The 19367-nt window shown below is 69.5% G+C and carries 20 protein-coding genes; 10 read left to right on the forward strand and 10 right to left on the reverse strand.

Annotation, left to right across the window (positions count from 1 at the left end; all coding sequences use genetic code 11):
* Positions 1-51: 51 nt before the first annotated feature.
* The gene (locus C468_RS09500) at positions 52-1998 is read left to right on the forward strand and encodes an ABC transporter ATP-binding protein (RefSeq protein ID WP_008848668.1); all 1947 of its coding nucleotides are present in this window, start codon (positions 52-54) and stop codon (positions 1996-1998) included.
* Between the two features lie 18 nt (positions 1999-2016).
* On the opposite strand, the gene C468_RS09505 is transcribed toward C468_RS09500, so the two are convergent.
* Positions 2017-2355: a DUF5789 family protein gene (locus tag C468_RS09505; RefSeq protein WP_008848669.1), complete on the reverse strand. Its 339-nt coding sequence runs from the start codon at positions 2353-2355 to the stop codon at positions 2017-2019.
* A 118-nt stretch (positions 2356-2473) separates the two neighbouring features.
* Here C468_RS09505 and C468_RS09510 point away from each other — a divergent pair, with 118 nt between their 5' ends.
* Entirely contained in the window at positions 2474-3253 is a 780-nt protein-coding gene (locus C468_RS09510; RefSeq protein WP_008848670.1) for a creatininase family protein, read from the forward strand.
* A gap of 16 nt (positions 3254-3269) precedes the next feature.
* Here the strand turns inward: C468_RS09510 and C468_RS09515 are convergent, their stop codons facing one another.
* From C468_RS09515 to C468_RS09520, 3 genes are all read right to left on the reverse strand, one after another.
* On the reverse strand, positions 3270-3689 hold the full coding sequence (locus C468_RS09515) for a DUF5790 family protein (RefSeq protein ID WP_008848671.1): 420 nt from the start codon (positions 3687-3689) through the stop codon (positions 3270-3272).
* A 138-nt stretch (positions 3690-3827) separates the two neighbouring features.
* On the reverse strand, positions 3828-3989 hold the full coding sequence (locus C468_RS18065) for a hypothetical protein (protein ID WP_161609727.1): 162 nt from the start codon (positions 3987-3989) through the stop codon (positions 3828-3830).
* 103 nt (positions 3990-4092) lie between these two features.
* Positions 4093-4899: an aldo/keto reductase gene (locus C468_RS09520; RefSeq protein WP_008848672.1), complete on the reverse strand. Its 807-nt coding sequence runs from the start codon at positions 4897-4899 to the stop codon at positions 4093-4095.
* A 275-nt stretch (positions 4900-5174) separates the two neighbouring features.
* Between C468_RS09520 and C468_RS09525 the strand changes: the two genes are divergently transcribed.
* Both C468_RS09525 and C468_RS09530 read left to right on the forward strand, forming a co-directional pair.
* Positions 5175-6866: a methyl-accepting chemotaxis protein gene (locus C468_RS09525; RefSeq protein ID WP_008848673.1), complete on the forward strand. Its 1692-nt coding sequence runs from the start codon at positions 5175-5177 to the stop codon at positions 6864-6866.
* A 1-nt stretch (position 6867) separates the two neighbouring features.
* A complete protein-coding gene (locus C468_RS09530) occupies positions 6868-7638 on the forward strand; it encodes a bacteriorhodopsin (RefSeq protein ID WP_008848674.1) in 771 nt (256 codons plus the stop codon).
* Between the two features lie 12 nt (positions 7639-7650).
* Here C468_RS09530 and ahbB read toward each other — a convergent pair whose 3' ends face one another.
* Both ahbB and C468_RS18600 read right to left on the reverse strand, forming a co-directional pair.
* A complete protein-coding gene (gene ahbB, locus C468_RS09535; protein ID WP_008848675.1) occupies positions 7651-8763 on the reverse strand; it encodes a siroheme decarboxylase subunit beta in 1113 nt (370 codons plus the stop codon).
* A 116-nt stretch (positions 8764-8879) separates the two neighbouring features.
* Positions 8880-9038, reverse strand: coding sequence for a DUF7317 family protein (locus C468_RS18600; RefSeq protein ID WP_008848676.1), 159 nt, complete (start codon positions 9036-9038; stop codon positions 8880-8882).
* 278 nt (positions 9039-9316) lie between these two features.
* Here C468_RS18600 and C468_RS09540 point away from each other — a divergent pair, with 278 nt between their 5' ends.
* Positions 9317-10411, forward strand: a complete 1095-nt coding sequence (locus C468_RS09540; RefSeq protein WP_008848677.1) for an anthranilate phosphoribosyltransferase — start codon at positions 9317-9319, stop codon at positions 10409-10411.
* Positions 10412-10672: 261 nt separating this feature from the next.
* A complete protein-coding gene (locus C468_RS18605; RefSeq protein WP_008005507.1) occupies positions 10673-10822 on the forward strand; it encodes a DUF7563 family protein in 150 nt (49 codons plus the stop codon).
* A gap of 60 nt (positions 10823-10882) precedes the next feature.
* Here C468_RS18605 and C468_RS09545 read toward each other — a convergent pair whose 3' ends face one another.
* The 3 genes from C468_RS09545 to C468_RS09555 form a co-directional block, all read right to left on the reverse strand.
* Positions 10883-11716 carry an NAD+ synthase gene (locus C468_RS09545; RefSeq protein WP_008848678.1) on the reverse strand — a complete coding sequence of 278 codons (834 nt, stop codon included), beginning with the start codon at positions 11714-11716 and terminating at the stop codon, positions 10883-10885.
* A 186-nt stretch (positions 11717-11902) separates the two neighbouring features.
* The gene (locus tag C468_RS09550; protein ID WP_008848679.1) at positions 11903-12493 is read right to left on the reverse strand and encodes an NUDIX hydrolase; all 591 of its coding nucleotides are present in this window, start codon (positions 12491-12493) and stop codon (positions 11903-11905) included.
* Positions 12490-12873 carry a hypothetical protein gene (locus tag C468_RS09555; protein ID WP_008848680.1) on the reverse strand — a complete coding sequence of 128 codons (384 nt, stop codon included), beginning with the start codon at positions 12871-12873 and terminating at the stop codon, positions 12490-12492. The genes C468_RS09550 and C468_RS09555 overlap by 4 nt, the downstream gene beginning before the upstream one ends.
* Positions 12874-12999: 126 nt before the next feature.
* Here C468_RS09555 and C468_RS09560 point away from each other — a divergent pair, with 126 nt between their 5' ends.
* The 3 genes from C468_RS09560 to C468_RS09570 all read left to right on the forward strand — a co-directional run bounded on the left by C468_RS09560 (position 13000) and on the right by C468_RS09570 (position 15897).
* Positions 13000-13956 (forward strand): DUF5787 family protein, encoded by a 957-nt coding sequence (locus C468_RS09560; protein WP_008848681.1) that lies wholly within the window; start codon positions 13000-13002, stop codon positions 13954-13956.
* Between the two features lie 57 nt (positions 13957-14013).
* A complete protein-coding gene (locus C468_RS09565) occupies positions 14014-14421 on the forward strand; it encodes a CBS domain-containing protein (RefSeq protein WP_008848682.1) in 408 nt (135 codons plus the stop codon).
* Positions 14422-14520: 99 nt separating this feature from the next.
* A complete protein-coding gene (locus C468_RS09570) occupies positions 14521-15897 on the forward strand; it encodes an NtaA/DmoA family FMN-dependent monooxygenase (RefSeq protein WP_008848683.1) in 1377 nt (458 codons plus the stop codon).
* A gap of 341 nt (positions 15898-16238) precedes the next feature.
* Here C468_RS09570 and C468_RS09575 read toward each other — a convergent pair whose 3' ends face one another.
* Positions 16239-16712: a deoxyuridine 5'-triphosphate nucleotidohydrolase gene (locus tag C468_RS09575; protein WP_008848684.1), complete on the reverse strand. Its 474-nt coding sequence runs from the start codon at positions 16710-16712 to the stop codon at positions 16239-16241.
* A 266-nt stretch (positions 16713-16978) separates the two neighbouring features.
* On the opposite strand from C468_RS09575, the gene C468_RS09580 reads away from it, so the two are divergent.
* Positions 16979-18964 carry an aconitate hydratase gene (locus C468_RS09580; RefSeq protein WP_008848685.1) on the forward strand — a complete coding sequence of 662 codons (1986 nt, stop codon included), beginning with the start codon at positions 16979-16981 and terminating at the stop codon, positions 18962-18964.
* Positions 18965-19367 lie beyond the last annotated feature (403 nt).

Genomic DNA, 19367 nt, shown 5'->3' on the forward strand with positions numbered 1-19367 from the left:
ATTTCGGTTCGAAGGAAACCTATTTGCCGTCAGATACGATATGGATCGGTAATGAGTAGCGTCGAATGGGAGGAAGACGACCCCTTCGAGGAACAGCGGGACAAGATCGAGAACCCGATGAAACGGCTGTTCCTCGCGTACGGTCGCGACTACCTCCCGCAGGTGACGGTCGGCGTCTTCGCCAGCGTCTTCGCGCGGCTCCTCGACCTCCTCCCGCCGCTCATGCTCGGGATCGCCATCGACGCCGTGTTCTACGAGGACGCCCTCTTCAGCGAGCAGATCCCGCTCGTGCTCCTCCCCGACGCGTGGCTCCCGACGGGACAGACCGAGCAGTTCTGGTTCACCATCGCCGTCATCGGGGCCGCGTTCGGCATCGGCGCCGGGTTCCACTGGGTCCGCAACTGGGGGTTCAACGCCTTCGCACAGAACATCCAGCACGACGTGCGGACCGACACGTACGACAAGATGCAGCGGCTCAACATGGAGTTCTTCTCCGACAAGCAGACCGGGGAGATGATGTCGATTCTCTCGAACGACGTGAACCGGCTCGAACGGTTCTTAAACGACGGGATGAACTCCCTGTTCCGGCTGTCCGTGATGGTGGTCGGCATCGGCGTGCTGCTGTTCTGGATCAACTGGCAGCTCGCCCTCGTCGCGCTCCTTCCGGTCCCGATCATCGGCGGGTTCACCTACCTGTTCATCCGGATCATCCAGCCGAAGTACGCCGAGGTGCGCTCCTCGGTCGGCAAGATGAACTCCCGGCTCGAGAACAACCTCGGCGGCATCCAGGTGATCAAGTCGTCGAACACCGAGCCGTACGAGTCCGACCGCGTCGACGACGTGTCGATGGACTACTTCGACGCCAACTGGGACGCGATCACGACCCGTATCAAGTTCTTCCCGGCGCTCCGCGTGCTCGCCGGCATCGGCTTCGTCCTCACGTTCGTCGTCGGCGGGCTCTGGGTGTTCCAGGAGACGCCCCCGGGACCGTTCACCGGCGACCTCTCGGTCGGGATGTTCGTCGTGTTCATCCTCTACACCCAGCGGTTCATCTGGCCGATGGCGCAGTTCGGGCAGATCATCAACATGTACCAGCGCGCCCGCGCCTCCTCCGCGCGGATCTTCGGGCTGATGGACGAGCCCTCGCGGCTCGCCGAGGACCCCGACGCCGAGGAGCTGGTCGTCGGCGACGGCGACGTCGTCTACGACGACGTGAGCTTCGGCTACGACGAGGAGACCATCGTCTCCGACATCGACTTCCACGTCGAGGGCGGCGAGACGCTCGCTCTGGTGGGACCGACCGGTGCCGGGAAGTCCACGGTCCTCAAGCTGCTGCTCCGGATGTACGACGTCGACGAGGGCGCCATCCGGATCGACGGGCAGGATGTGCGCGACGTGACGCTCAAGTCGCTCCGCCGGTCGATCGGCTACGTCGGGCAGTCGTCGTACCTGTTCTACGGGACCGTCCGCGAGAACATCACCTACGGCACCTTCGAGGCGACCGACGAGGAGGTCCGCGAGGCCGCGCGGGCCGCCGAGGCCCACGAGTTCATCGAGAACCTCCCGGACGGGTACGACACGATGGTCGGCGAGCGGGGCGTGAAGCTCTCAGGCGGCCAGCGCCAGCGCGTCACCATCGCGCGGGCGGTGCTGAAAGACCCCGACATCCTCATCCTCGACGAGGCGACCTCGGACGTGGACACCGAGACGGAGATGCTGATCCAGCGCTCGCTCGACCGCCTCACGGCCGACCGCACCACGTTCGCGATCGCGCACCGCCTCTCGACGATCAAGGACGCCGACACCATCCTCGTGTTGGAGGGCGGCGAGGTCGTCGAGCGCGGCACCCACGACGAGCTGTTGGACAACGGCGGGCTGTACGCGCACCTGTGGGGCGTGCAGGCCGGCGAGATCGACGAGCTGCCCCAGGAGTTCATCGACCGCGCGCAGGAGCGCACCGCACAGCTGGTCGAGGACGCCGAGAGCGACGACGACTGAGGCGCCGATCGCCGCGGGCTACTCGGACAGCCGGCTCCAGTCGCCGGCCCGATCGATCTCCGGTGTCCCGCCGCCGTCGTCTCCCGGATCGCCGTGATACCCGATCACCGCCTCCTCGTCGAGCCCGTCGAGGATCGCGTCCCGGACCTCCCACGGCTCGGCGAACGTCGTCGCCTCGCACTCCTGGAGCGCGGTCTCCAGCCGCCGTTCGCCGGCCGCCGTCTCCAGCTCGAACCCCCCGTACTGCTCGATCAGTTCGCCGACCGACACCGGATACTGGTGTTCGCGAAGGGCTCGTTTCAACGGCCCGAACGTGACCCCGTACGCCCGCGCTTGACCCCCGTTGTCGCTGCTCATGGCTGGTCCCTCACTGCCCGTCGGATTAATACTCCCGCCTGGCCCGCCGGCGTTTGGCCCGTCTCTCGGCCCGACCGCGGACCGTCGCCTATACGGCGCCTCCCGTGGACGATCGGACATGCGACTCGCGGACGCCACCTGGACCGACGTGCGCGACGCCGACGTCGACGTCGCGTTCGTCCCCGTCGGCAGCACCGAACAGCACGGCCCTCACGCGCCGCTCGGAACCGATACCCTCGACGCGGTCGCGGTCGCGGAGGCGGGCGCGGCGGCCTACGAGGCGGCGGAGAGCGCCGGCGATCCGGACGCCGGCGACGACGCCACGGCCGCGGGCCGAGTCGCCGTCACCCCGCCGATACCCGTCGGCGTCGCCGAGGAACACCGCGCGTTCGACGGGACGATGTGGGTCTCGCCGGAGACGTTCCGCGCGTACGTCCGCGAGGCGGCCGAGTCGCTCCCGGGCCACGGGATCGACCGGGTCGTGTTCGTCAACGGACACGGCGGCAACGTGGAGGCGCTCGCGGAGGTCGCCCGCCGGTTCTCGCGCGACGACGCCCACGGCGGCTACGCGGTCGCGTTCACGTGGTTCGACGCCGTCGGCGAGCACGCGGGCGACATGGGCCACGCAGGCCCGCTGGAGACGGCGCTGTTGCGCGCCACGAACCCCGACCTCGTCCGCGAGGACCGGATCGAGGAGGCCCGCGAGGGGGCGGCCGACCGTTGGGGGGAGTGGGTCTCGGGCGTGAACCTCGCGCACGACTCCGACGCGTTCACCGACAACGGCGTGGTCGGCGATCCCGCCGCGGGCGACGCCGAGCGCGGCGAGGCCCTGCTCGACCTCGCGAGCGACGCGCTCGCTGAGCTGGCGGAGGCGGTCGTCGACCGGGAGTCGGCTTGAGAAGGGCGGCGCGTCGCTACTCCTCGTCTTCCTCCTCTTCGCCGGCCGCCGCCGCGTCCTGCAGCGCGCCACGGATCGCGGGGACGGTCCCGGTGAGCGAGCCGACCTCCTCGGCGGCGGCCTCGATGTCGCCGACGAGCGACTCCAGCTCCTCGATCTCTGCTTTTAAATCGTCGGCGTCCTCGAACGCGTCGGCGCGCTCGCCGAGCACGTACGCCTTCTTCGCCGAGCGGACGCTGTCGACCGCGTCCCCGACGTCGAGCGCCGACTTCAGCCCGTTGAGCGCGCCGAGCACGTTGTCCGCGTCCGTCTCCCACACCGCGTCGGCGTCGGGAAGCTCTCCCCGTGCGGCCTGCAGGTGCTCTCGGACCTCGGCACGGGTCTCCTCGGCGGCCTCGCCGAACAGGTCGTCGTCGTCGAACGTGGACTGGCTCATACCCGATGCGTCGTGCCCACGCCTTTTAAAAACGCGCCCGAAAGCGAAAGTGAAACCCGAGCCGACGCGGCGTCTGCGGTCCGGTTCGGTGACCCCGGGCGTTCAGTTCCGCTTTGGAGGGATTCGGACCGCCACCGATCACAGCCGCCCGACGAGCTCCAGCGCGAACAGCCCGACCAGCAGGCCGAGCACGCCGGCCAGCAGCGCCAGCGTCCGGAGCCACCGACCCACCCGCTCGGCGCTCGGGGTCGCAGCGAGGAGCGCGGGCCGTCCGGGGCGCTTGGGTTCGGTGTCGGTCACGGTTCCAAGATCGGTCACGTATCACCTAAAACCGACCATGAGAGCGTTATAATGCCCTATAACGCGCTGTACGGCTATATATCACCGCGGGTCAGGTCCGTGCTCACGCCCGATTCCACGGCGCCTCCTCGAAGTCGACGATCCGCTCGCCGCGGTCGAGCCCGTCGATCCGGGCGATCTCGTCGTCGGTCAGGTCGATCTCGCGGGCCGCCCAGTTGGCCTCGACGTGGCCGACGTCGGCCGCCTTCGGGATCGGGGCGACGCGCTCCTTCGAGAGCAGCCACGCGAGGCTCACCTGCGCCGGGCTGGCGTCGTGGGCCGCGGCGATCTCTTTTAAAACGTCCACGTCGGCGACGCGGTTGCGCGCGATCGGCGAGTAGGCGACGAGCCAGTGGTCGTGCTCGGCCGCGCGCTCGCGGAGTTCCTCCTGTTGGAGCAGCGGGTGACACTCCACCTGATGCGCGAACACGTCATTCGCGAGCCGGTCGATCGCCTCGTCGAGCTGGTCGGGGCGGAAGTTCGAGAGCCCGATACGGTCGACCACGCCCTCGTCGACGAGGTCGTCGAGCGCCGGCAGCGTCTCGTCGGGGTCGTAGGTGTCGATCGGCCAGTGGACGTACAGCAGGTCGATCGAGTCGACGCCGAGCCGGTCACGGCTCACCCGCGCGGTCGCGACCGCGTCGTCGTACGAGAGGTTGTCCGTCGAGAGCTTCGTCGCGACGAACAGGTCCTCGCGGTCAACGTCGGTTCGATCGATCCCCGCCGACACCGACGCCTCGTTGTCGTACCCCTGTGCCGTGTCGACGTGGCGGTATCCCGTCTCGATCGCGTGTGCGACGCCGGCGACGCACTCCTCGCCGTCGGCCAGCTTGTACGTCCCGTACCCGAGCCTGTCGAATGCCGTTCCCATGTCCCCTCCACCGGGCGGCGTCACCCTCAACGTATCGGCCCGCCGCCCGCAACGTATCGGCCCGCCGCCCGCAACGTATCGGCCCGCCGCCCGCAACGCATCGGCCCGCCGCCCGCAACGCATCGGCCCGCCGCCCGCAACGCACCGGCGTCCACCGTCTCGGTCGCCGGCCGGTGCGTCGGGCGCGGCGCTCGCAGTCTGTTCAACTTTGTTATCAGTCTTAATATTCGGGTGGTAGTTATTATACCGATCCTTACCCTGTCTATTCGTACATTATGCAAGAGGAACCGTCCTCCGGCATTCGGTCGAGTTACGGCGCGAAGCTCGCGCTGTCCCTGATCGGTGTCATGGGGGTCTCAGTTTCATACGGGGTCATCGTCTACCTCCGCGCGGAGGAGGCCGGGGCCGCGGGCGCAGAGGTGCGCTCCGGGCTCATCGGGATGACGCTGTTGACGGTGATCGGGCTCGCGCTCATCGGCGTCACGGTCGGGTCGAACACGGTCATCTCCCTGCGGCAGCTCACGGCCAAGGCCGAGCGGATGGCCGAGGGGGACCTCGACGTGACGCTGTCGACGGGGCGAACCGACGAGATCGGCCGGCTGTTCCGGGCGTTCGACGCCATGCGCGGCTCGCTTCGCTCGGAGATCGACGACGCCGAGGAGGCCCGAGAGGACGCGGAGCGGGCGCGGCGCGAGGCGACGGAACGCGCCGAGACGGTCGAGCGCAAGGCGACCGAGTACGAGGCCGCGATGCGCGCGCTCGCCGACGGCGACCTGACCCAACGCGTCGACCCCGCCAGCGACAACGAGGCGATGGCTCGGGTCGGCGCCGCGTTCAACGAGATGGCCGACGAGCTGGAGGAGACGGTCGCCTCCGTCGCGACCGTCGCCGAGGACACGGCCGACGTGGCCGGCACCGTCGACGACCGCACGGAGAGCCTGCGGGCGACGACCGGCACGGTGTCAGAGGCGGTCGAAGAGATCGCCGAGGGGGCGCGCACCCAGCGCGACGACTTGCAGGCGGCGACCGACGAGGCCGAGAACCTCGCGTCCTCGGCCGAGGAGGTCGCCTCCACCGTCACCGACGTGGCGGAGACGGCCGAACACGCCGCCGCGGTCGGCGAGGAGGGCCGCGAGGCCGCCGAGGAGGCGCTCGCGGAGATGGACGCGGTCGAGGAGACGACCGCGGAGACGACCGCGGAGGTCGAGGCGCTCGCAGAGGAGGTCGAGGAGATCGGCGAAGTGGTCGACACCATCTCGGAGATCGCCGAGCAGACGAACCTGCTCGCGCTGAACGCGTCGATCGAGGCGGCCCGCTCCGGCGCCGACGGGGCCGGCTTCGCGGTCGTCGCCGAGGAGGTGAAGGCGCTGGCCGAGGAGACGCAGAAGTCGGCGAGCGAGATCGAGGCCCGGATCCACTCCGTCCAGGAGCGCGCGGAGACGGGCGCCGACGCGATGGAACGCACCGAAAAGCGGATCTCCGCCGGCGTCGACACCGTCGAGACGTCGATCGACGCGCTCGAACGCCTCGCGGAGGCCTCCGAGCGGACCGACACGAGCATGACCGAGATCACCCGGGCGACCGAGACGCAGGCCGACTCCGTCGACGCGGTGGTCGGGCACGTCGAGGATGTCTCCGCGATCAGCGCACAGACCGCGAGCGCGGCCGGCGACGTGACCGGCGCGGTCGACGAACAGGAGCAGACCCTCGGCGCGGTCGAGACGGCCGCCGAGTCGCTCTCGGACCGCGCGCTCGCGCTGCGCGACGCGGTCGAGGACTTCGAGTTCGCGGACGACGACGGCCTCGGTTCCGGATCCGGCGCCGCGGTCGGCGGGACCGCGCGCGACGGCAGCGCCACCGCGGTCTCCGACGGGGGTGTCGACGGGAGGGATGACAGCGAGTCCTTCGACTTCCCGCACGAGGACGGAAACGGCCCCGGCGCCGCCGACGGGGAGGGGGTGAACTGAGATGCTCGTCGACACCGCCGTCTGGGCGTGGATCGGCGTGCTCGCCATGGGTGCCGGCACGATCCCTCCGCTGTGGGCGTGGTTCTCTCGCTCCTCGGAGACGGGCGAGTCGCACGCGGTCTACTACGCCACGCTCGCCGGCGTCACCGGGGTCGCGGCGCTCGCGTACCTCGCGATGGCGCTCGGGTTCGGCACGGTGGCGACGCCGGGCGGCGACCTCCCGGTCGCCCGCTACCTCGACTGGCTGATCACGACCCCGCTGCTACTCCTCTACCTCGGCCTGCTCGCGCGTCCGTCGCGGCGCGTCCTCGCCGGGCTGATCGCGGTCGACGTGGTGATCATCGCCGGCGGGATCGCCGCGGTCGTCACGGCGGGAACGCTCTCGTGGGGCCTGTTCGCCGTCGCGTCGGCGGCGTACGCGGTGCTCGTCTACGGTCTGCTCGTGTCGCTCCCGCGGTCGGCGTCGGCCGAGACAGACAGGGTCCGCGCCGTCTTCGGGACGCTCCGGAACATCACGGTGGTGCTGTGGACGCTGTACCCGGTCGTGTGGCTGCTCGCGCCCACCGGGCTCGGCCTGCTGACGCCGGCGACCGAGATGCTCCTGTTCGTTTACCTCGACATCGTCTCGAAGGTCGGCTTCGTCGTCGTCGCGGTCGCGGGCGCGGACGCCCTCGACCGCCTCGGCGCCGAGAGCGGACTCGACGCAGGACGCGAGTTCGTCGCCGCCGACCCCGACGACGAGGGGGGCACGACGGTCCTCGGCGACGACTGAGCCGCTTCTCCCTTACTCTTCGTCTGCGACGAGATCTTCGTACTGCGCGCCGGTCTGTTTCAGCGTCTCCGTCGAGTAGAGCCGCTCGTGAGCGAACGGGAGGTGGTCGGCGGCCAGCTCGTCGATCTTCGCGTCGACCGCCTCGGCCTCGCGGCCGTGTATCATGGTGAACAGGTTGTACTCCCAGCCCTGCTCGGTCCGGCGTGGTCGGTGGTAACACAGCGTGACGTACGGGAGGCTCCCGACCGCCTCGCCGCGCTCGTCGAGCTCGTCGTCGGGCACGTCCCAGACCACCATGCAGTTGTTCGTGAACCCGGTGACGACGTGGTTGACGACGCAGCCGATCCGCTTGATGCAGCCGTCCGCGAGCAGCCGCTCGACCGCCGCGATCACGTCGCCGACGTCGGCCCCGATCTCGCTCGCCACGTCCGCGTAGGGCGTCGCCGACAGCGGGAAGCCGTCTTGGATCGCCAAGAGGAGGTCGGCCTCCAGCGCGCTCAGGTCGCCGCGGGCGTCCTCGGAGATGCGGGTGGCGGAGACGGCCGTCTCGGACGCTCGCGGGTCGCTTCGCTCCCCGCTCGCGGAGTCCGAGGCGCTCTGCGCCTCGCCCGACTCCCGCGCGAACCGGTCCGCGTTCACCACCGGAAACTCCAGGTCGATGTAGTAGTCCGTGAGCATCGGGAGGGCCAGCACCTCACAGCCCGTGCGCTCCTCGATCTCCGCGAGGATCGCGTCGCGCGTCTCCCGCGATCCGGCGGTGACGACGAACCACTGGTTCCACTCGTGGTCGCGCCGGTAGTTGTGGTTCACCTGCCGGTAGCCGTTGATGACCTCGGCGACCTCGTCGAAGCGGTCCTCGGGCGCGCGCACCGCCGCGAGCGTCGAAGAGCCGATCACCGGGGGGTTGAGGACCGCCCCGAACCGCCGGAACACGCCGCGCTCTCGGAGGTCGCGCACGCGGTCGAGGACGGCGTCGGCGTCGAGGTCGGCGCCGGTCTCGGTCGCGATCTCGCGGGCGACCCGCTCGAACGGGCGGGGTTCGACGGGGAAGCCGCTCTGGTACTCGTCGATGAGGGCCGCGTCGACCGCGTCGATACCGGCCCGCCAGTCGGCGTCCAGACTCATTGCCGGGATCAGGGGTTGCGCGTACGTACCGGTTTCGGAGGCGGTTCGGTGGAATCGGGGTCCGGACCGACCGGTCGTCAGCGGGAACGGCAGGGACCCGGCGTCGCTGGGCGGAATCAGTCGTCAGCGGGGGCCTCGCCCGGCGTCGGCGCGAACGCCCGGGCGCTCTCCTCCAACTGCGCCGTCGAGCAGCCGCCGATGGTCGCGGCCTGTTCGAGGGTCAGCGTGCGAGCGCGATACAGCGTGAGTGCGGTGGCGACGGATTTGGACGTCATCGGGAACAACTGTTCTCTGGATGGACGAACATATAACTCTGACGCCTTTTAAGGCTGGTTACGGGAGGTATCAGTAGAAGAATACCTTATATTTGGTTTATTCTGGCATAAATACCTACGTTTGTCCGTTTACACCGTGTGATCGTGTACCACGGAACCGGCGCGAGCCGGCCGGTTCGGCGCGGTCGGCGCTCGCGCGCGCCGTCTTTCGGTCGTTCCGTTCCCATCGCACGGGAGCCGAGCGAGGGACTTTTCGTTCGAGGTCCCGAACGAGGCGTATGGCTCAGGCGACTCAGGAGTTCGGCGACTGGCCCCTCAAACGGCTGATGACCGAGGTCTGCGGCTCCGGCCACAAGTCGGCCGACGACCTGACGCGCGCGCAGGCGACCGAGGCGTTCGAGCGGATCCTCGCGGACGAGCCCGACCCGACGACGCTCGGGGCGTTCTGGCTCTCGAACCGCTGGAAACGGAACACGCCCGAGGAGCTCGGCGCCTACGTCGACGTGATGTGCGAGCGCGTCGAGTACGCGGAACCCGACGCCGACCCCGTCGACTGCGGCGCGAACTACGACGGGAAGGGTCGCTCCGCGATCCTCGGCGTCGCGGCCGGCGTCGTCGCGGCCGCCGCGGGCACCCCCGTCGTCGTCCACTCGGGCGACCGCGTCCCGACGCAGAAGCAGGACTCCTACAAGCACGTCTTAGACGAGCTGGGCGTCCACACCGAGCTGACGCCCTCGGACTCCGCCGACATGGTCGACGAGACCGGCTTCGGCTTCTACTACCAGCCCGCCTTTAACCCCGCCATCGACGACCTGTTCGACCGGCGCGACCAGATGGGCGTCCGCACGTTCGTCAACACGATCGAGACGCTGGCGAACCCGTCGGGCGCGTCGGTCCACCTCGGCTCCTTCTACCACCTCGCGTTCGCGAAGAAGGTGGTCGACACGTTCGTGGAAAGCGAGTTCCACGACCTCGACCGCGTCCTGATGTTCCAGGGCATGGAAGGGTACGACGACGTGCGCCCCGGCTACACCAAGGTCGCCGAGTGGGACGCGTCCGGCGGCGACGGCGACGCCGGCAGCGAGGGCGCCTCCTTCGACGACTTCGAGATCGAGACCGCCGACTACGGGATGGACCTCGAAGAGGAGGACCTCGCGGTCGACGACGTCGCGGTCGAGTCTGCCGAGATCACCGAAGCGGTGCTCGCCGGCGAGCGCGACGGGCCCTTCGCGGACGCGATCGCGGTCAACGCCGCGCTTCGGATCTACGCCCGCGGGGATGTCGACTCGATCGAGGACGGCCTCGACGCGGCCCGAGACGTCATCGGGGACGGCGCCGCACACGACGTCCTCGAAGCGCTCCGCGACTTCTGACCGCGCTCGGCGCGGTCGTTCGACGCGGTCAGTCGGCGTGGTCGCTCGGCGATTTTTCACCCTCCCTCTTCGCGTTCGCTCCACCGACATCGCTCCCGCTTTTCGTCGTCCTTCGTACCCGCAGATCCCGCGCACTCGACCCGCTCACCCGCTCGAGGCACCGATCTGGGTCGAATTTGGGAAAGAATTCGGAAAGGCGTCTTGAGGCCGTATCACCTAGTGAACGTGTACCGAATATGATTCACGATACCGCTTCCCATCATGCCCACGTGTGAACACTGCGAGGCGCACGTCTCCGAACGGTTCGCCCGGGTGTTCTCGGACGCTCGCGGCCGAATACACGCGTGTCCGAACTGCTCGGCGAACGCCGGGATCGCCGAGGTCGCGAAGGAACGGGCGCAGAACGCCTGACCCCGGCCGACCGACCGGTCCCTTTCCTTTCGGCCCTCCCGGAGTCCGCTCCGCCGACGCCTAGCGCTCGGGCGCGGGCGGCATCGCGCGCTTGTGAGCGCTGCGTTCGTGGAGGTCGACGACGCGGTCGACGGCCGCCTCGGGCACGCCGAGCTCGCGGACCGTCGCCGCCCGCGAGAGCCCGCCGTCGACGTGGACCGCCAGAATCGCGTCGACGGTGTCGTAGTCGAGCCCCATCTCGTCGGCGTCGGTCTGCCCCTCCCACATCCCCGCCGTCGGCTCCTGCATCACCAGGTCGCGGGGCACGCCGACGTGTGCGGCCAGCTGGCGCACCTGCTGTTTGTACAGGTTCCCGATGGGGTTACAGTCGACCGCTTGGTCGCCGTACTTCGTGTAGTAGCCCGTCATCGCCTCCGCGCGGTTCCCCGTTCCCAGCACGACCCGGTTCTCCGCGTTGGCGACGAAGTAGTTGAGGACCGCGCGGGTCCGGACGTAGACGTTGCCCGCTGCCATGCGGTCGGCGGCGGCCTCGGGGACGGCGTCGAAGAAGGACTCCGCGATCGGCTGAATCTCGATCACGTCGTACTCGATCCCGAGGTCGTGGGCGACGCGCTCGGCGTCGCTCATCACGCCGGGGTCGTTCACCTCGGCCGGCATGGTGATCCCGTGGAGCCCGTCTTCGCCGAGCGCCTCGACGGCGAGGTGGGCGGTCAGCGTCGAGTCGATCCCGCCGGAGAGGCCGAGAACGGCGCCCTCTGCGCCCGCGTCGTCGACGAGATCCGCGATGAAAGAGACGATGCGATCGCGGGCGTCCTCCAACTCCGCGTCCGAGAGGCGCAGGTCCAGCGGGGGGTCGTCCGACAGCAACACCGACTGATCCGGGGTCCGGCTCATGGACTGTATATGGGGTCGAGGCGACTAATACCTCCCCGTCGACGCGGGGAACTGGACGCGCGTCGGATTCTTCGCGCCCCGCGGATCGCCCCGCGAGACGGCGAGCGCGTCAGGGGCGGCCGTCGGGAACCGGAACCAGCGCCGCGTCGATGGTTATAAAGGCCGGCGCCGGCGCCCGTCGATCGCTCATAAATACCCCTCCTCTTTCGCCAACAGCAATCCCTCCAGCGTCGCGTCGTTCGTCGGGGGTTCCCGAGCGACGTCCAGCGCCTCGTCGACCGGGACCGTCCGCGGGACGAGGAACTCGTTGCTGTCGTGGTCGACGTCGACCGGCTCCAACCCCTCGGCGAACACGTAGCCGCGCTTGTGCCGGAGCACCCCGGTCGAACACCACACCTCCTGTAACAGCGCGGTCGACGACGGCGCGAAGCCGGTCTCCTCGGCGAGTTCGCGCGCGCCAGCGGCGGTGTACGACTCGCCGGGCTCGACGATCCCCGCGGGAAGCTCCAGCTGGGTGTTTCGGACGGTCGGGCGGTACTGCTCGACGAACAGCACCCGGTCGTCGGCGACCGCGATCACGACCGTCGCGGGTGACAGCTCCGCCCAGTAGTACTTCTTCTCCGTTCCGTCGGGCTGCTCGACGCGGTCGTAGCCGCCGACGAACCAGCCGGGGTCGTACTCGACGGTGACCTCCCGGACCGGCCACTCCGGCTCGCCGGGCAGCGAGTGGGTCCGCCCGTCGTCGAATGCCGGCAGCTCGCTGAGGTCGTCGCTCACGGCCGCACCACCTCCACGTGGTAGATCCGCCCGTCGCGTCGGACGCGAACCCCGTCCTCGGTCGCCGCCTCCGGCACCTGTTGGGTGAGCGCGTCCACCTCGTCGAACGGGGTGTGGGTGAACCACTCCTTCATCCCGTACGGACCGCTTTGATACCCCTCCGAGCGTCCGTCCTCGCTCGCGATCGCGCTCGTGAGGAACGGGTACCGCCGGTCGGAGACATTGTTCACGTCGGCCGCGGTCTCGTTCGTCTCGATCGGCTCGGCGGTGAGGTAGTAGGGGTCGCCGCTCCCGAGGTAGCTCGGCAGCGCCCCCAACGCGAGCAGGGCGACGGCGATCAGGGCGATGGCGACGAGGAGGTTCCGGGTGACCCGGCGCATGGTCGCCGTTGGCGCCGGCGGGGAATACCGGTTTCGACCGCGGTGGAACCGCTTCTGTTCCCGCCCCGCGTCCGGATCCCCCGCCGGCGCCGACGCGCTTTACTCGTCCGCGGCCGTTCTCCCCCCATGGAGTTCCGGTTCGAGCTGGCGCTGTGCGCCGCGCTCGAATCTCCCGACCGGGTCGTCGCCCGCCAGCTCGGCGCCGGGGTCGAGAACCCCGGCGGCCGGATCGTCGACGTCTGCGTGCTGACGCCCGGGCCGGAGTTCGACCGGCGCGCGGCGATCACGCCCGACCGGATCCCGGACCTCGCCATCGAGGCCGCAGTCGGGCCGGGCGAGGCGGTCCCCCTCGCGGCGGCGTTCGACCTCCCGCCCGACCGCGCCGAGGCGGTCGCCGAGCGGGCGGCCGAAGTCGGCTACCTCGAACGCGAGCGCCGCGACGGCCGTCCGGTCGTGCGCGCCACCGCTCGGTACCCCGGCGACTGGGTCGGCTCGCTGACCGCGATCGAGAACAAGCCGGACCTCGGCACGCCCGGCGATCTGGCGGCGCAACTGCGATACGACGCGGCGCTCGGCCTGTTCGACGAGGTGGTCCTCGCCACCGCCTCCTACGTCACCCGCGCGCACCTCAACCGGATCCCCGAGTCGGTCGGCGTCTGGCGGTTCGACCCCGACACCGGCGAGCGCGAGGTCGTCCGGGAGCCGACCCCCCTCGATCCCGGGGCGCCCGGCGTCGAGATCCGCGAGGAGCGCGCGCTTCGGACCGACGTGGCGCTCGTCGACCCCGCCGCGAAGGCGCGGAAGCGCCGCCGGATCGCCGAGCGCGCGTACGGGAAGGGGTGGCGTCCGGACCTCCCGGCCTGCGCGCACGCGACGGCGACCGCCGACGGGCGCCCGTACTGCGAGCGGTTCGACCGGGTCGTCGATCCCGGCCGCGACTGCGGCGCGCCCTGTGACGAGCGCGAGCCCGCGGACCCTCCCGCGACCGACCGGGATCGTCTCCGCGACGAGCGGACCGCGTGGGCGGCCGATCCCGATGGCGACGGCCCGCGCCGCCAGTCCGGGCTCTCGCGGTTCCTGTGAGCGCCGTCGCCGTTCCGCGTGGCAACGCTTTATACGTCGACGGCGGAACGAATAGGCATGGACGATATCGACGACGTGTTCGTGGCGCGCCTGATGACGAGCGAGCTTCACACGGTGACGCCCGACACCCTGGTCGAAGACGCGGCGGCCGTACTGCTCGATAACGACATCAGCTCGGCGCTGGTCGTCGACGACGACGGCGGCTTAGTCGGCATCCTCACCACGACCGACTTCGTCGACATCGTCGCGAAGAGCCAGCCGAAGGCCGAGACGACCGTCGAGCGGTACATGACTCGGGACCCGATCACGGCCGGCGCACAGGACTCCGTCGCGGCGGTGGCCGCGACGATGGTCGAACACGGGTTCCACCACGTCCCCGTCGTCGACGGCGACACGCCGATCGGGATCATCACCACCTCGGACTTCGCCGCGTACGTCTCCTCGCCCGACGCGCCGTCGCCGTAGTCATCCCTCCTCTCGCCGTTCTCGGTCGGCGCGTCCCCGACGCCGACAAGTGCCGCCACTTTCTGTGGGGTATTACCCGCCGATCCCCTACCGCGGTCCATGTCCGACCACCTGCGTCTCAACCTCTTCACCATGGCCTCGGTCGAGCACGTCTCGCCCGGGTCGTGGACCTATCCCGGCGACCGGTCTCCGGAGTACACCGACCGCGAGTACTGGACGGAGGTCGCGCGGACCGCCGAACGGGGCGGCTTCGACGCGGTGTTCTTCGCCGACGTGCGCGGCATCTACGACGTGTACGGCGACGACCGCCAGACGGCCGTCGAGAAGGGGGTGCAGACGCCCGCGAGCGACCCGCAGCTCGTCGTCCCGGCGATGGCGGAGGTCACCGACGACCTCGGCTTCGCGATCACGCGCTCGACCACCTACACCCACCCGTATCAGCTCGCGCGGGAGTTCTCCACGCTGGATCACCTCACCGACGGGCGGGTCGCGATCAACGTCGTCACCTCGTACCTGCAGTCGGCCGCCGAGAACCTCGGGCTCGACGAGCGGATGGACAAGGAGACGCGCTACGACCGCGCGGACGAGTTCCTGGACGTCTGCTACGAGCTCTGGGAGGGGTCGTGGGACGAGGACGCGGTCGAGGTCGACCGCGAAGCGGGGCGATACGCCGACCCGGAGAAGGTCTCGGCGATAGACCACGAGGGCGACCACTTCTCCGTCCCCGGCCCTCACGGCTGCGAGCCCTCGCCGCAGCGCACGCCCGTGATCTACCAAGCGGGCTCGTCGGACCGCGGGCGGGAGTTCGCGGCCGCGAACGCCGAGGCCGTCTTCGCCAGCCAGCCGACCGAGGAAGGCGTCCGCGAGTACATGTCCGACGTGCGATCGCGCGCGGCCGACCACGGGCGGGACCCCGAGAGCCTCAAGTTCTTCATCGGCGTCGTGCCGATCGTCGGCGAGACGGAGGCGGCCGCCGAGGCGAAGCACGAGGCGTACACCGAGCACGTCGACGTCGAGGCGACGCTCGCGCTCCTCTCCGGATTCCTCGACATGGACCTCTCGGAGCTCGACCCCGACCAGAAGGTCGAGCACATCGAGACGGACGCCATCCAGGGAACGATGAACGCGTTCACGAAGGCCCAGCCGGACCGCGAGTGGACCGTCCGCGAGGTCGCGGAGTTCTGCGGGCTCGGCACGACTTCCCCGAAGGTGGTCGGCACTCCGGAGCAGGTCGCCGACGAGCTGGCGCACTGGCACGAGTCGGTCGGCGTCCACGGCTTCAACGTGAAGGAAGTCGTCCGGCCCGACTCGCTGACCGACTTCGTCGACCTCGTCGTCCCCGAGCTGCGCGAGCGCGGGCTCGTCCCCGACCCGGACGAAGCGGAGGACGCCCGGCGCGGCCACGGGACCCTCCGCGAGCGGCTTCTCGGTCCGGGCCACCCTCGGCTCCGCGACGATCACCCGGCGAAGCAGTGACCGAGGCCGGTCTCGACCCAGCGTCGTGAAGATCTCGCCGGTTCCTCATACGACAGCTCTGCCGCCCCCGGCACGTTTAAGTGGATTCCACCGCTTAACTCAGGTGACGCTTCGCTTGGAGGGCCGAAGCGTCAGCGGGGACCTACTGAACGGCACGCCCGTGCCACCTTTTCCCGGCACGGGCGTGCCGTTCGTTCCTTTACCACTCGAGAGCGACCGGTACGTACCGCCGGCTCTCGGCGTCACGTTCGCGGTCTCGCGTCACCGCCCTCGGCGTCACCTTTGCAGTCTCGCGTCACCGCCCTCGGCAGCGATCGCCGCGACCGCGGTCGGCCATCGGCCTAGAGCCCCTCGCCTTGGTACTCCCCCTCGTAGGTCCCGTCGTGGTCGGCGGCCGCGAGCACCAGCTGCGCGATCCGCGCGCCGGGCTCGATCGCGATCGCGTGGCCCACGTCGAGGCGCCCCTCGCCGACGCCCTCGTAGCCCGCGTCCCAGACTGCGGTGTCGAGGGTACAGGAGTTGCGAAGCAGCGTCGACCGCGGGAGCACGAACCCGATCCGCTCGTCGGGGATCCGCACCGGTTCGCCGTACCGGACCACGTACGTCCCCGGCTCCAGCCGGTACGCGCCGTCCTCGGGGGCGAGCTCCTCGCGCTCGCCGACCCGCTTCCCGTCGCGGCGGATCGCGCCCGGCTCCGCCTGCTCGAAAATCGCGCCGACGGTGAGGTCCACGCCGTTCGGCTGTCGCTGCGCGTCACTGAGGTCGGCGCCGCCCGCGGCGAGCGCCGCCGCGACCGTCGCTCCCGAGTCGAACATGCTCGACCGGACCCGCGGGCGAGACTAAACGGTGTCGCCCGCGATCGCGGCGCCGATCGGCCCGATCACCGACTTCGCTCAGGCCTCCGATTTCGGGAGGTATGGGCCTTTATTAGCCTTATACACTCGTTACGCCTATACCTTCCATGGTGAATGCCACCACGATGTTAATTCCGTAATAATCGCCGCTTCTACCGATCTAACACGGTCGATCTTGCAAAAAACTCGCGGGTTTTATATTCACGGGAGGGCCAACTTCGGATGATATGGGACAAACGATTACGGAGAAAATCCTCGATGACCATCTCGTCGAGGGCGAGCTGACGCCCGGCGAGGAGATCGGCATCGAGATCGATCAGGTGCTGACGCAGGACACGACGGGGACGATGGTGTGGCTCCAGTTCGAGGCGCTGGACCTCGACGAGGTCCAGACGGAGCTCGCCGCGCAGTACTGCGACCACCAGACGTACCAGTTCGACTTCAAGAACACCGACGACCACCGCTTCCTCCGCTCCGCGGCCGGCACGTTCGGCGCGTACTTCTCCCGGCCCGGCAACGGGATCTGCCACCAGGTCCACAAGGAGAACTTCGCGGCGCCCGGCAAGACGCTGCTCGGCTCCGACTCGCACACGCCGACCCCCGGCGGGCTCGGTCAGCTCGCGATCGGCGCCGGCGGCCTCGACATCGCCGTCGCGATGGGGGGCGGCCCCTACTACGTCGAGATGCCGGAAGTCGTCAACGTCCACCTCGAGGGCGAGCTCCCCGAGTGGGCGACCGCGAAGGACATCGCGCTCCACCTGCTCGGCGAACTGACCGTCAAGGGCGGCGTGGGCAAGATCTTCGAGTACACCGGCCCCGGCGCCGAGAACCTCTCGATCCCCGAGCGGACCACGATCACGAACCTCGGCACCGAGCTCGGCGCCACCTCCTCGATCTTCGCGACCGACGAGAAGACCAAGGACTGGCTCGCGCGCCAGGACCGCGAGGAGGAGTACGTCGACCTCCAGCCCGACGACGACGCCGAGTACGCGGAGACCATCGAGGTCGACCTCGGCGAGCTCGAGCCGCTCGTGGCCGCGCCGTCGATGCCCGACAACGTCGCCCCCGTCAGCGAGTACGAGGGCACCGACGTCGAGCAGGTCATCATCGGCTCCTGTACCAACGGCGCCTACGAGGACATCCTCCCCAGCGCGAAGATGCTTGAGGGCCGCGAGGTCTCGAAGGGCACCGAGATGATCGTCGCGCCCGGCTCGAAGCAGGCCTCCGAGATGCTGGCCCGCGAGGGCTGGACCGCGGAGATGATGGCGGCCGGCGTCAACTTCTCCGAGGCGACGTGCGGCGCGTGTATCGGCATCGGTCACGTGCCCGCCTCCGACTCCGTCTCGCTGCGCACCTTCAACCGCAACTTCGAGGGCCGCTCGGGCATCGAGGACGACTCCGTCTTCCTCTGCTCGCCCGAGGTCGCCACCGCGGCGGCCATCACCGGCGAGATCGTCGACCCGCGCGACCTGGCCGACGAGCTCGGCGACCTCGAAGAGCCCGGGTTCGAGATGGGAACGAAGTACGGTCCCGGCATGGGCGAGTCCGACTCCGACATCATCGCGCCCGACGAGGCGATCGACGACGGCCTCGTCAAGGGCCCGAACATCGGGGACGTGCCGCTCAAAGACGGGATCGACGTGGACGGCGGCGAGGCCCTCCTCAAGATGGAGGACAACATCACGACCGACCACATCATCCCGGCGACGGCGGACATCCTGAAGTTCCGCTCCAACATCGAGAAGCTCTCCGAGTTCACGCTCTCGCGCGTCGACGACACCTTCGCGCAGCGCTCGCTCGACGCCGACGGCGGCGTCCTCGTGGCCGGCGAGAACTACGGTCAGGGCTCCTCGCGTGAGCACGCGGCCCTCTGTCCGATGTACCTCGGTATCGAGGCCGTCTTCGCCCAGAGCTTCGCCCGCATCCACAAGGCGAACCTGTTCAACTTCGGGATCGTCCCGCTGGCGATCGACGCGGGGACGTACGAGAAGATCGAGCAGGGCGACGACCTCGAGATCGTCGACGACGTGCCCGCGGGCGTCTCCTCCGGCCAGGAGGAGTTCACCGTGAGCGTCAACGGCGAGTGGGAGTTCACCGCCGACCTCGACGCCTCCGAGCGCGAGCGCGATATCCTCGCGGCCGGCGGCAAGCTCTCGTGGGTCAAACAGCAGCACGCCGACGACGGCTCCGGCGCGGCGCCGGCCGACGACTGAGCGCGCCGTCCCGCGAGCGACGCGAGACTCTGCGGTCCGTTTTCTATATTTTCGACGTGTTCGCTCCTGCAGCGGTGGCTGTGCGGATCGGCGGTGTGCCGTCGATCTCGATGTGAGCGAGATCGGGAGTGTGTCTCAGTTCGGTTGAGTAGGTGTTTATAACTGATCGAGCGGTGTTGCTGGCGGCCGTTTATAAGCGATCGACGGCGCTGCGGTGAAGACCGCCAAAGCCCCAGCCATGAGGGCCACCCGCACCGCCTCACGCCTCCCCAGCCTCGTCGGGCGGCCTCCGCGTCGCTCCGGCCGCCCGACTCCAGCGAGGGACCGGAGGTCCCTCTGGTAGCCGGCGCGCAGCGCCGGCGACAGCGAGGCGCGACGCGCCTCTGGCAGTCGGGCGAAGCCC

It is taken from the genome of Halorubrum kocurii JCM 14978, from assembly GCF_000337355.1.
GTDB lineage: Archaea > Halobacteriota > Halobacteria > Halobacteriales > Haloferacaceae > Halorubrum > Halorubrum kocurii.